This window comes from Dokdonella ginsengisoli (genome assembly GCF_042652785.1).
GTDB lineage: Bacteria > Pseudomonadota > Gammaproteobacteria > Xanthomonadales > Rhodanobacteraceae > Dokdonella_A > Dokdonella_A ginsengisoli.
The window spans coordinates 142,388-155,018 of record NZ_JBHSHD010000002.1; the positions used below are offsets into that span (position 1 = coordinate 142,388).

Sequence of the window (12,631 nt, forward strand, 5' to 3'; positions counted from 1 at the left end):
GACTGCGGGCGTGAATGCGATGCTTCCGCTGCTGCTGGCCGCGGCGCTCAACGGCGCCGCGCCGCAGCGCCTGCCCGATCCCCCGCCGTTGCCGCCGTTGACCGACGACACCCTGCCCAGCACCACGATCGAGGACGCCGGGCTGCGCCTGAACGCGCAGTTCGGTTTCGACGCCGGCAAGCGCCTGCTGCGGCTGCGCTACCTGCTGCACAACGGCAGCCGGCAGCCGGTCGCGCTGTTCGATCGCGGCAACAGCCTCGCCGTCGCCCAGGGCCGGCTCAAGGCCGGTTCGGCGGCGACGCCGACCACCGAGCCGGGCAAGGACGGGCTGGTGCTGCATCACCGCATCGTTCCGCTGCGCAAACCCGCGCCGACCGTGCCGCCGATCCCGCTCGCCGCGCGCGTCGCGCCGGGCGCCGAACTCGGCGGCGACGTGCTGATCGAAGTCGGCGACGCCACGCACCTGCGCTACTGCCTCGGCGTCGCACCGTTCGAGCCGACGCTGTTCTCGTCGCGGCAGTCCATCGACGGCGTGGAACTGTGGCGCGCCTCGTTCGACGCCGTCGGCAGGCAGAAGACGCTGTGCACGCCGTGGTTCGACACCGCCAGGCTCGATTTCGAGTCGCAATAGGCACGGGACGATGGCCGCGTCGCAACGCGGCGACTCGCGAGCCGCGGCGCGCTCGGGCACACTGAGCGCATGTCCGACAAGCCCTTCTCCGCCGCCTGCGAACGCAACCGCGACCCGATCCTGGCCGTGCTGCGCGACTGGTTCGCCGATCGCCGGCGCGTGCTCGAGATCGGCAGCGGCACCGGCCAGCACGCCGTGCATTTCGCCGCGGCGCTGCCGCAACTCGTCTGGCAGACCTCCGAGCGCACCGAACACCTGCCCGGCCTGCGCGCCTGGCTCGACGAGGCGGCGCTGCCGAACACGCCCGCGCCGCTCGCGCTCGACGTCGGCGAAGCCTGGCCGCGCGAAAGCTACGACGCCGTGTTCAGCGCCAATACGCTGCACATCCTGAGCTGGCCCGAGGTCGAGATGCTGTTCGCCGCGCTGCCTGCCGCGACGACGCTCGACGCCAGACTCGCCATCTACGGTCCGTTCAACATCGGCGGCCGCCACACCAGCGACAGCAACGCCGCGTTCGACGCGACGCTGAAGGCACGCGCCGCGCACATGGGCATCCGCGACACGGCCGCCATCGACGTGCTGGCCGGCAAGGCCGGCTTCGATCTCGCCGACGATCTCGCATTGCCGGCGAACAACCGCCTGCGCCTGTGGCGGCGCATGCGATGAGCACGCCGATCCTGCTGTCCTGGAGCGGCGGCAAGGACGCGACGCTCGCGCTGGAACGCCTGCGGGCCGACCCCGATCGTCGCGTCGCCGGCCTGCTCACCACCGTGACCGCCGACTACGACCGCATCAGCATGCACGGCGTGCGCCGCTCGATCCTGCAGCGGCAGGCCGAAGGCCTCGGCCTGCCGCTGTACGTCGCGCAGATTCCCGCGGTGGCCGACAACGACCTCTACGAAGCCGCGTTCGCCGATGCCCTGGCGGCGGCGCGGCGTGCCGAACCCGGCCTCGACACGATCGCCTTTGGCGACCTGTTCCTCGGCGACGTGCGCGCCTGGCGCGAAGCGCAGCTCGCCCGCGCCGGCTGGCACGGGCTGTTTCCGCTGTGGGGCGAGGACACCGCCTCCCTCGCCCGCCATTTCGTCGCGCGCGGCTATCGCGCGATCCTCTGCTGCGTCGACACCGCGCAGCTGGATGCGAGTTTCTGCGGCCGCGACTACGACTCGGCCCTGCTCGACGACCTGCCGCGCGGCGTCGATCCCTGCGGCGAGAACGGCGAATTCCACACCTGCGCCCATGCCGGGCCACTGTGGCGCGAGCCCATCGAACTGGCGCGCGGCGAGCGCGTGCTGCGCGACGGACGCTTCCAGTACGTCGATCTGCTCGACCGCGACGCCGCCTGAAGCGGCGCGGCGGTCGCCGGCATCAGCCGCTGGACTGTCCGCTCGGCGGCGTCGGCGTCGGCTGCTGGTCGGGCGGCGTCGGTTTGAAGGCGGCCAGGGCGAACAGCAGGCCCAGCGCGGCGGCCGACCAAGCGAAGCGATTCAATGAGATTTTCATTGCTGCGTTCTCCTTTCGTTGCGCGATGGATGCAGTCTCGCGCCGGCGACATGAGCATCGCGTCGGTCGCGCGTTACCGGCGTGTTATCGCAGGACGCAGGTTGGCCGCGGTTCAAGCCGATGAACGAGGGCCGTCGTCGCAACGGCGCGAACCGCCCCGGATCGTCCTCGTCGAGGATCCGGCGCGGGCGCCGCCAGCACATCGATGCCGCCTCCGCACGAACGTCTTCCCGATTCACCGCCGACGATGCGGATGCGTACGGAAGAGGCGGCGCGTACCATTCCCCGGCGGCTCGTACGGCCCACTGGGGAGGTGACACGGCTTGAAGCTTTCGTCCGAGGCGTCGACCACGACGACGTCGTCCGCGGGCGACAGGGAAGTGACCCGGCTGATCCGCGCCTGGCAGGCCGGTGACGCACAAGCGTTCGATCATCTGCTGCCGCACGTGTACGCCGAGCTGCGCGTGATGGCCACGCGGCTGCTCGCCGGCGAACGCGCCAGCACGCTGCAGCCCACCGAGCTGGTCCACAACGTGCTGCTGAAGGTGCTCGGCATCGACCTGCTGCAGGTCGACGATCGCGCGCATTTCTTCCACGCCTTCGTGCGGCTGATGCGCCACGAACTGGTCGATCGCGCGCGCGCGGCGAGCGCGGACAAGCGCGGCGCCGGCTGGGTCCGCGTCGACTGGGCCGACGACCAGGTGCCGCCGCTGCCCGACTCGATCGACGCGGTCCGGCTCGGCGACGCGCTCGACGATCTCGAACACGTCGAACCGCGGCTGGCGCGGATCGTCGAGCTGCGCTATTTCGTCGGCCTGACCGTGCAGGAGATCGCCACGCTGCTCGAGCTGGACGAGCGCACCGTGTATCGCGACTGGGCGATGGCGCGCGGCTGGCTGCGCGAGCACCTGGACTGAGCGATCGCTCGTCGCCATGACCGAACCTGCACGCCGACGCGCCGAACTGGCCCTGCTGCACGCATTGTTCGACCTGACGCCCGCGCAGCGCGATCTTCGCCTGGCCGAAGTCGAGCACGCCGATCGCGAACTCGCCGACGCCGTCCGCCGCATGCTGGCCACCTCCGATACGGTCGCCGCGAACCAGGCGCAGATGCGTCCCGCGGCGGCCGAGGTCGCCGCCGGCTGCGTGCTCGGCGGCCGCTTCCGCCTGCTGCGTCCGCTCGGCCGCGGCGGCATGGGCGAGGTGTACCTGGCGCGTCGCGACGACGGCATCGACCAGCACGTGGCGATCAAGATCCTGCACGGCGAAGGACTGGCGGTGACGCGCGAGCGAGCGCACCGCGAACAGCAGATCCTGGCGCGGCTGACGCACCCCAACATCGCCGGGCTGATCGACGCCGGCCTGACCGACGCGGGCCGGCCGTGGTTCGCGATGGACTACGTCGACGGCGAGCGCCTGCTGGAGTGGTGCGACCATCGCACGCTGACGTTGCCCGCGCGCGTGCGTCTGTTCGTGCAGATCGCGCGCGCGTTGCAGTTCGCGCATCGCAACCTGGTCCTGCATCGGGACGTGAAGCCGTCGAACATCCTCGTCGACCACGACGGCATACCCGTGCTGCTCGATTTCGGCATCGCCAAGGTGATCGACGCGCAGGCACCCGCGCACGAGACCCGCACCCTGGCGCTCACGCCGGCCTACGCCGCACCGGAACAGCTGCGCGGCGAGCCGGCGACCACCGCCAGCGAGGTCTACCAGCTCGGCATCGTGCTGTACGAGCTGACGAGCGGCATCTCCGCACGCGAAGCGCGTGCGCACGCGCAGGCCGATGCCACCACGGTCGTGGTGCCTGCGCCGCATCAGGCGTTCGCCGCGTGTTGGCTGCGCGACCGCGCCCAGGCCGAACGCCTGGTCCGCCTGCGCGCCAGCTCGCCGCAGAAGCTGCGCCGCGACTTGAAGGGCGACCTCGGCCGCATCATCGCCAAGGCGAGCGCGCCGCTGCCGGCCGAACGCTACGACACCGCGCAGGCCTTCGCCGACGACCTCGAACGCTGGCTGGCCGGCAACCCGGTCAGCGCCCATCGCGGCAGCTGGCGCTACCGCGTCGGCAAGCTGGTGCGCCGGCACAAGGCGGCGAGCGCGCTGACCGCCGTGCTCGCGCTGGGCCTGCTCGCGGTCAGCGCCCTGGCGCTCGATCGCGCACAGCGCGAGCACGAGCAGCGCGTGGAGGCCGAACGACAGCGCGAGCGTTCCGACGCCCTGGTCGACTTTTTCCGCAGCCTGTTCCGGCAGGCCGATCCAGATCTGGCCGGCGCCTCGCAGATCGGCGCCGATCAGCTGCTCGAACGCGCCGACGTCGCACTGGACGCGCGCAACGACGTGGACCCGTCCGTGCGCGCCGCGCTGCTGAGCGAAATCGCCGCGGCGTTCTACAACCTCGGCATGCCGCGCAACGGCCTCGCCGCCGCGGAACAGGCGGTGACGCTGTCGACGCCACGCCGCGCCGACAACCCCAAGGACTACCTCCGCAGCGTCGACGTGGCGTCCAGCATCTACGCCAGCATCGGCCGCGAGCGCGATGCGGTCGACCTGATCACGCAGGCGCTGCCGACGGCGAGCCAGGTGCGCGACGACCAGCTCGACTGGCAGGCCAAGCTGATGTCCCGCCGCAGCCGCAGCCGGTTCGCGCTCGGTCAGGTGCGCGAGGCGGTGGCGGACATGCAGGCCGTCGTCGAAACCCTGCGCCGACGCGGTGCGCTGGACGGCGACGACGGCGTCGAGGCGCGGATTTCCCTGGCGAAGTTCCTCGGCAGCCAGGGCGACTACCGATCCGCCGTCGACGCATTGCGCGAGATCGTCGAGCACGCAGCGGGAAGCACGTCCAGAAGTACCCGGCTTGCCGCGCGCTCGAATCTGGGAATGAATCTGCTGGGCGCAGGCGAATACCGCCAGGCCGCCGCCGTGCTCGAACCGGCGCTGGCGGAGAGCGGGTCCCTGTACGGGCCCGAGTCGTATCCGGCGATCGTTCTGCACTACCTGCTGCTGCGCAGCCATCTCGCCCTCGGCGAGCCCGAACGCGCCCGCGTTTTCCTGGATCACCTGCAGAAGGTGCGGCCGGCGTCCGTGGCGCAATTCGCCCGCGCGAAGGAATACATCGCCAGCGCCGGCATCCGCTACCAGCTCGCCACCGGCCGCTTCGGCGACGCGGCGAGCCAGGCGCAGCAGGCGCTCGATGCGTCCGAGGCGGACGCGGATACAGGTGAGCTGCACAGGCTGCTCGGCGAAGCCCAGTTGCAGCAGGGCGATCCGCGCCGGGCGCTGGCGACCTTCGCGCGGGCATCGGAGAAGGACACAGCGCTGAACAACCCGCTGCGCATCGCCTCGATCGAAGACGGCATCGGCCGTGCGCATCTGGCGCTGGGCGAACTCGACGAGGCGATCGCACATCTGAGCCGCGCGGCGGAGCCGTTCCGCCGCCTGCAGGGCACGGACACGCCGGACGCGCTGCGCGTCGCCGTCCATCTGCTGTGGGCGCAGGCGCTGGCGACGCGCGATCCGGACCTGCTCGAATGCCTCGATGCGCAGCGCGCGGCGCTGGTCGGCGCGCTCGGCGGCGAAGACCGGCTGCAGATCTGGCAGTTCGACCGCCTGCGCGACCGGCTCGCGCACCAGCTGGGCCGACCCGGCATCGATCCCGACCGGCTCGCGCGCGCCGAACGCGGCCTGCTACGCGTCTCCGGCACCGGGAAAGTGCCGGACCATCGGGGCGTCGGGACGTTCTAGCCGGGCGCGGCGGGACCGCGCCGGCTGTTCGCCGCGCACCTTCGTGCTTCACCTGGCGTACCCGGGTGGCCCTCAAACCACTCCCATGTCAGGTTCCGGCGCCGAAATCCGCCCTGTGGGGCGGGCACGCTCGCGCAACGATCGGGCGGATGCCGCATCGCACCCGTACACCGACTGTTCGGAGACCTTTCATGACGATCCACATCCCCACGCGCGCGCTCCGCCTCGTGCGCCGGGTGGCATGCTTCAGCGTCGCCGCGCTCGCGCCGGCGTCGTTCGCGCACACCGCCGTTCCCTCGACAGGCATTCGTGCCGAGCGGGCCGCAACCCTCGGCGCCTTGCCGGGCGGCAGCGTGCTCTACAGCCAGAACATCCTGCAGCACGACGGGCAGGGCGAAGCCCGAGCGATCGTCTCCATGGTGTTTCCGGACCCCGACTACGCCGCGTACAGCGGCGAGGGCGCGGACGATTTCTACGTCGCCGACGCTTCCGGCTGGACGATCGATCAGGTCATCGCCAACGGAATCGTTTACGGGACCGATGTGCCCAACGGCACCGACGTGGATGTCGGACCCTTCAGGATCGCCATCTATCCCGACGCCGGCGGCCAGCCCGCGGCGGCTGCCGCCTGCAGTTACGACGCATTGCCCCATACCCACGGAGCACTTTCCGGCGGCGCCTGGAGCGCCTTCGGCATGGCCTTGCCGACGCCGTGCAGCCTGGCGCAGGGCACGTACTGGCTGTCGATCGTCGCCACCCCTCCGGCGCCGCTCGACATCCGGTACACGTGGAACTGGAGTGCCGTGCACCTGGGTTCGCCGGTGCCAGGCCATTCGCCGATGGTGCGCAATCCGGGCGGCGATCTCTACCCGAACTGCCCGACCTGGACCGGGCTGGAAGCGTGCGTCAATACATCGGCGAACGGCCTGGTGTTCCAGCTCATCGGCTCGGTCGTCGCACAGGCGCCGCCACCCGAAAGCGGCATCGCGCTGAGCGTGGGGCTGGCGCAATACGACGGCGATCCTGCCCAGTGCGCCAGCGCGGGTACGCTTCAGGCCAGCGTCGGCGACCAGATCAACGCCTGCTACACGGTGACCAACCACACGCCGCTGACGCTGAACTATCACACGCTCGCCGACGCCTCCGGCGGAGCGCCGCTGTTCACCAACGCCAACGTGCCAATCGCGCCGGGCGAGAGCTATCGGTACAACCGCATCTTCGCGGCCGCCCAGTCCACGACGCTCGATCCCGCCTGGACGGGACACACGATACTGCCGCCCTACGTGCCGACCGCGAGCACGGACGCCTTCGTCGACATCGCGGCGAGCGGCACGCTACTGGAACCCTCGCCCCTGACGCGCCAGATCGATCAACCGCTGCCGTTCGCCTTCGACTTCTACGGCGTGGCGTATTCGAGCATCTGCATCAGCGACTGGGGCCTGATCGCCTTCAAGGCGACACCGGCCGACAGCTGCGGCGCGGCCGAAGGCGGCGAACCGCTGCCGTTCGCGTACGGCTTCGGCGCGACGGTCGAGGCCGCCCTGATGCCATGGTGGGATTTCTTCGGAACCGCCGGCAGCCTCCACGTCGCCACGCTCGGTTCCGCGCCGGCGCGCCGGTTCGTCGTGCAGTGGACCGACAAGAACCACGTCGACGCCTACTACGCCGATCCCGGCGATCCGGGCCGGGTCACCTTCCAGGCCATCCTCAACGAGGACGGCACGTTCGACTACCGCTACCGGACGGTCGAGTTCGGCGCCCAGGACGGCGTCCACGACTTCGGCCGATCGGCCACGGTCGGCCTGCAGGCCGGCCAGAGCGGGCCGTCCAACTACCAATACTCGTGGGGCGCGCCGGTGCTCAGCGACGGTCTCTCCCTGCACTGGGCGCGAGGCGAATCGGCGAGCTTCACGGCCTCGCAGTCGGCCACGCTCGACGTCGGCGCGCCGCAGATCGCGCTCGGCCAGACCACGCTCGCGGCGAGCGCCGCGGCAGGCGGCAGCGCCACGGCGACCCTCGATTTCCGCAACGACGGCGACCGCGACCTGGACTGGACGTCCGGGGAGATGTCGGCCGGCGCTCGACACTATCCGATTCCCCCGCGCAATCGTGCCCTGCATCCGCGTCGCGAAGCGCCCAGCGGATTGCCGCTGCGCACTGCGACGGCCGCGGCCGCGCCGCCGGCGAAGGCGAAGGACGTGCCGATCACCCCGCTTCGCTATCGGCCGCCCGTACCCGCGTTCGGAATGGTGTTTTCGACCTGGTTTCCCTATGAGCTCAACAGTTATGCCCAGCTGGACGCTTCGTTCCCCGGCGCCTTGCAGTACCTGAGCCAGAGCTCGCACTCCTATTTCGCCGGCACGTTCGTGGACTACGATTTTTCGACCGCATACGTGGTCGACGCCTATTTCCGGCTCCTGATCGCCATCGATACGAACGACGGTTCGGAGCGGATCATCGGCAATGTCGACGTGCCTGCCTCGGCCGGTTTCCCGACCGGCATGCGCTGGGACCCGAGCAGCGGCACGACCTATCTCGTCGCGGCGAATTTCGGCACCTGCTCCACCACGCTGTACACGGTGGACCTGGCTTCCGCCGCCGTGCAGGCGGTCGGCAATATCCCTGATGCCGGCCTCATCGACCTCGCGATCGATCCGGCCGGGAACGCGTGGAGCGTGGACATCTGCAACCAGAACACCGTCGTCGTCGACCTGGCCGGCGCCCAGGTCGACGTGGTCGGTGCGCTCGGCATTGACGTGACCACCGCCGCCGGCATGGACTTCGACGCGAGCACCGGCACGCTCTACTTCGCCGCGGTCGACAACGGCAGCTTCGATCCAGCCACCGGCGCCTACGAAAGCCACCTGTACACGATCGACCGGCAGTCCGGCCAGGCCACGGTGGTGAACGACGGCTACGGCGGCTTCGTCGGGCCGGGAACCTACCACCAGGGCAGCGCCCTGATCGGCAGCCAGCTCGACGCGCTGGCCATTGCGGCCGCGCCGGGACCCTGCGCGTCGCCGGACGACATTGCCTGGCTCAGCCGATCGCCATCGGAAGGAACCGTGCAGCCGGGCAGTACGCAGGCCGTCACGCTGACCTTCGACGCGAGCGGGCTGGCACCGGGGACCTACACCGGCAACGCGTGCATCGACAGCAACGATCCCGAGCGACGGCAAGTCGCGGTGCCGGTCACCTTCACCGTCACCGGCGATCCCGACCTCGTCTTCGGCGACGGCTTCGACCCTTGAGCGTGTTCGCGGAATCGGGCGCGGCCGGGCCGCGCTCCCTTTCGCACCAACGGATGCGCCGCGGAGACGGCGGCAATTCCTGAAACCGTTTCCCCGCGGTTTTCCCGTCGTGCGGCCCGGAATGAATCCGGGCCGCTGCGCGCCGATCGCGAGCGAGGCGCGGCGGCTTTTCGAGGGCCTTACAGCGGCGCGAACAGCTCCGCCAGGTCTTCCTCGTCGAAGCGCAGGCTCTGCGTGCTGCCGCCTTCGAGCACGGCCTGTGCGAGTTCCGCCTTGCGCTGCTGCAGCGCCTGGATCTTCTCCTCGACGGTGCCCGAGCAGATCAGCTTGTAGACGAACACGGCCTTGTCCTGGCCGATGCGGTGCGCACGGTCGGTGGCCTGCGTTTCCACCGCCGGGTTCCACCACGGGTCGTAGTGGATGACGGTGTCGGCGGCGGTCAGGTTGAGGCCGACGCCGCCGGCCTTGAGGCTGATCAGGAACAGCGGCACGTTCCCTTCCTGGAAGTGCTTGACCAGGTCGCCGCGTTCGCGCGCGGGCGTGTCGCCGGTGAGCGACTGCCAGCGCAGCTGGCGCGCGTCGAGCGCCTCGCCGATCAGGCCGAGCATCTCGGTGAACTGGCTGAAGACCAGCACGCGGCGGCCTTCGTCGACGAGGCCGTCGAGCAGGTCCAGCAGCAGCTCGAGCTTGGCCGAGCCGTCGACGCGGCGCGCGCCGTCGAGCTTGACCAGGCGCGGATCGCAGCAGGCCTGGCGCAGCTTGAGCAACGCGTCGAGCACGACGATGCCGCTCTGCGCGAGACCGCGCTTGCGCACTTCGGCCAGCACGCGCTCGTGCTGGGCCAGGCGCAGCGTTTCGTACAGCTCGCGCTGCGCGCCGTCCAGTTCCACCTGCCGCGCGATCTCGGTCTTCGGCGGCAGATCGTCCAGCACGTCCTCCTTGCGCCGGCGCAGCAGCAGCGGCGCGATGCGGCGCTGCAGGCGCATCCGGCGCTCGACGTCGCCGTGCTTCTCGATCGGCGTGCGATAGAACTTGGTGAAGCTCTTCTCCACGCCGAGCAGGCCGGGCTCGACCGCGTCGAACTGCGCCCACAGCTCGCCGAGGTGGTTTTCCAGCGGCGTGCCGGTCATCGCCAGGCGCCGCCGCGCCGGCAGCTTGCGCACCGACTTCGCGGTCTGGCTCTTGGCGTTCTTGATCGCCTGCGCCTCGTCGAGCACGAGCAGCGCGTAGGTGTGCGCGGCGAGCGCGTCCTCGTCACGCGCGAGCAGCGGATAGGTGGTGATGACGAGGTCGTGCTGCGGAATCCGCGCGTACAGTTCGGAACGTTCCGGACCGTGCAGCACCAGCGCCGAAAGATCCGGCGCGAAGCGCTTCGCCTCGTCACGCCAGTTCGCCACCAGGCTGGTCGGCGCGACGATCAGCGCCGGCCCGTCGAGCCGCCCGCGCTGCTTCTCCGACAGCAGGTGCGCAAGCAGCTGCACGGTCTTGCCGAGCCCCATGTCGTCGGCGAGGATGCCGCCGAGCCCGGCGTCGGCGAGGAAGCCGAGCCAGGCCAGGCCGTCGCGCTGGTAGGCGCGCAGCTCGGCGCGGAAACCTTCCGGTTCGGCCAGCGGCGTGCGCGCCTCGCGCAGGCGTTCGAGTTCGGCGCGCAGGCGTTCGCCGCCGCGCCAGGGCAGGTCCGGCCCGAGTTCCTGCAGCACCGAGGCCTGCGAACGATGCAGGTGCAGGGCGCCGTCAGCGGTTTCGTGGCCGCTCGTCTGCAGCCATTCGAGCAGCGGCGCGATCAGCTCGCGCAGCTTGCCCAGCGGCAGCGGCACGCGCCGGCGCGCATCGATCGGCACCAGCCAGACCGCATCCTCGGCCTCGCCCTTGCGCGGCGCGAACGGAAACTGCGGATCGGCCAGCAGGCGATGCAGGATCGGCAGCAGGTCGACGCGCTCACCACCCAGGTCGATACCCAGGCGCAGGTCGAACCAGGCGTTGCCCGATTCCTCGATCTCGGCGTACCAGTCGTCCGGCTCGTCGACCAGCTCGAACGGGAAATCGGATTCGGATTCGATGCGAAAACCCAGTTCGCGCAGGCGCGAGGCGAGCGCGAAGACCTGGTCCGCCGCGGCGAGCTGACCGCGGCCGTGCTCGATGACGAAATCGCCCTCGCGCAGCACACCGCGCGCGACGCCGGTGATGCGCGGCAGCAGTTCGGCGTCGACGAAGCCGACGCTGTCCAGGCGTTCGGCCGCGGCGATCTCGCTGGCGCGGTCGCGCACGATCTCCAGCAGGCGGCCCTCGTGCAGGCGCCGCTCGCGCGAGGCGGCCGCGGCGAATTTCAGGCGCGGGCCGTCATAGTCGAAACTCAGCCGCACGCAGCCGGCCTGGTACGGCTGGCCGAGCGCCTGCGCCGGCACCGCGCGCAGGGTCAGCACCGGCGTCGGCGTGACCTTGTGCGTTTCCAGCCGCGCCGGCGGCGCCGGCGCCGGCAGCGATTTCAGCCGCGGGCTGCGCTGCCAGCGCTCGTCGAGCAGGGCCGCCTGCTCCGGCAGCAGCACCGGCGCGCGCAGCGCCGCCTCGGCGACCTCGGCGTCGGCGTCGACCAGGCCCAGCGCGCGCTGCGCCGGCTCCCAGTACCACAGCCGCCCGATGCGCAGCAGGCGCGCCTTCGGCGATGCATCGGCCAGCACCGGCATCAGCTTCTGGCTGCCGTCCTCGTAGCTCTGCCACTGCCAGCCGAGCGCGCGCTGCGGACCGAGCGCGACGCGCTGCGCGGACGGCTTGTCCATGAAGCACGGGTACTCGGTCAGCAGGGTTTCCAGCAGGGCTTCGTCGCGCGCTTCGGTCAGCAGGTACGCGCCGGCGGAAACCGGCGTGCGCATGCGCAGCTGCGCGACGTGCTCGAACTGCGCCGGGCTGAGCCCGGCCCACGGATCGCCGGCGAGATGCGGCTGGATCGGCCGCGGCGCGACGTAGCCGCCGCGCTTGCCCGGCGTCAGCCACACCGGCTGCGCCTGCACGCCGGGCAGCGCGCCCGCGCCCAGGCGCAGCACGAAACCGAACACGCGTGCGGCTTCCGCGGCCTTCTCCACGCTCGCCGCGGCGGGCGCCTCCAGCGTGTCGAGCCAGCTCGCCCACGGACCGAGCGGCGGCGGCTCGACCGGCCGCATCGGCACCGGTGCGGCGGCGTCGAGCGCCTTCAGCACGAGCGCGGCAACGTGCTTGCAGTCGCCGCCGAGCGGACAGGTGCAGTGCGTGTGCAGATGCGGCAGCGCGGCGCCGTTCAGCGCGATGCGCACGCTCGCCGTGTACGGCTCCGGCGCGCCACCCTGCACCGCACCGTACAGCGCGCCGGCTTCCGCACGCTCGCTGTCGTACCAGATCCGCCGCACGCGGCCGTGGCGCAGGTAGCCCGCGCCCTCCTCGAGCGTGTGCCGGTCCAGCGCGGACTCCGCACGCTGCGACAGCCATTGGCGAAAGGTCGATTCATCCATGCGCGAACGCGTGCGGCCGGCCG

General features: G+C 71.1%; 8 protein-coding genes. 6 read left to right on the forward strand and 2 right to left on the reverse strand.

The window, feature by feature from the left end:
- Nucleotides 1-10 precede the first annotated feature (10 nt).
- The 3 genes from ACFO6Q_RS00955 to ACFO6Q_RS00965 all read left to right on the forward strand — a co-directional run bounded on the left by ACFO6Q_RS00955 (nucleotide 11) and on the right by ACFO6Q_RS00965 (nucleotide 1,977).
- Nucleotides 11-631, forward strand: coding sequence for a hypothetical protein (locus ACFO6Q_RS00955; RefSeq protein ID WP_380018604.1), 621 nt, complete (start codon nucleotides 11-13; stop codon nucleotides 629-631).
- 69 nt (nucleotides 632-700) lie between these two features.
- Entirely contained in the window at nucleotides 701-1,297 is a 597-nt protein-coding gene (locus ACFO6Q_RS00960; RefSeq protein ID WP_380018605.1) for a DUF938 domain-containing protein, read from the forward strand.
- A complete protein-coding gene (locus tag ACFO6Q_RS00965; protein WP_380018606.1) occupies nucleotides 1,294-1,977 on the forward strand; it encodes a Dph6-related ATP pyrophosphatase in 684 nt (227 codons plus the stop codon). The genes ACFO6Q_RS00960 and ACFO6Q_RS00965 overlap by 4 nt, the downstream gene beginning before the upstream one ends.
- A 22-nt stretch (nucleotides 1,978-1,999) precedes the next feature.
- On the opposite strand, the gene ACFO6Q_RS00970 is transcribed toward ACFO6Q_RS00965, so the two are convergent.
- Nucleotides 2,000-2,134 carry a hypothetical protein gene (locus ACFO6Q_RS00970; RefSeq protein WP_380018607.1) on the reverse strand — a complete coding sequence of 45 codons (135 nt, stop codon included), beginning with the start codon at nucleotides 2,132-2,134 and terminating at the stop codon, nucleotides 2,000-2,002.
- A gap of 323 nt (nucleotides 2,135-2,457) precedes the next feature.
- Between ACFO6Q_RS00970 and ACFO6Q_RS00975 the strand changes: the two genes are divergently transcribed.
- From ACFO6Q_RS00975 to ACFO6Q_RS00985, 3 genes are all read left to right on the forward strand, one after another.
- Complete coding sequence (locus tag ACFO6Q_RS00975; RefSeq protein WP_380018608.1) at nucleotides 2,458-3,051, forward strand: ECF-type sigma factor; 594 nt, start codon at nucleotides 2,458-2,460, stop codon at nucleotides 3,049-3,051.
- Nucleotides 3,052-3,067: 16 nt separating this feature from the next.
- A complete protein-coding gene (locus ACFO6Q_RS00980) occupies nucleotides 3,068-5,875 on the forward strand; it encodes a protein kinase domain-containing protein (RefSeq protein ID WP_380018609.1) in 2,808 nt (935 codons plus the stop codon).
- A gap of 191 nt (nucleotides 5,876-6,066) precedes the next feature.
- Nucleotides 6,067-9,126: an NHL repeat-containing protein gene (locus tag ACFO6Q_RS00985; protein WP_380018610.1), complete on the forward strand. Its 3,060-nt coding sequence runs from the start codon at nucleotides 6,067-6,069 to the stop codon at nucleotides 9,124-9,126.
- A 179-nt stretch (nucleotides 9,127-9,305) separates the two neighbouring features.
- On the opposite strand, the gene ACFO6Q_RS00990 is transcribed toward ACFO6Q_RS00985, so the two are convergent.
- Nucleotides 9,306-12,608 carry a DEAD/DEAH box helicase gene (locus ACFO6Q_RS00990; RefSeq protein ID WP_380018611.1) on the reverse strand — a complete coding sequence of 1,101 codons (3,303 nt, stop codon included), beginning with the start codon at nucleotides 12,606-12,608 and terminating at the stop codon, nucleotides 9,306-9,308.
- Nucleotides 12,609-12,631 lie beyond the last annotated feature (23 nt).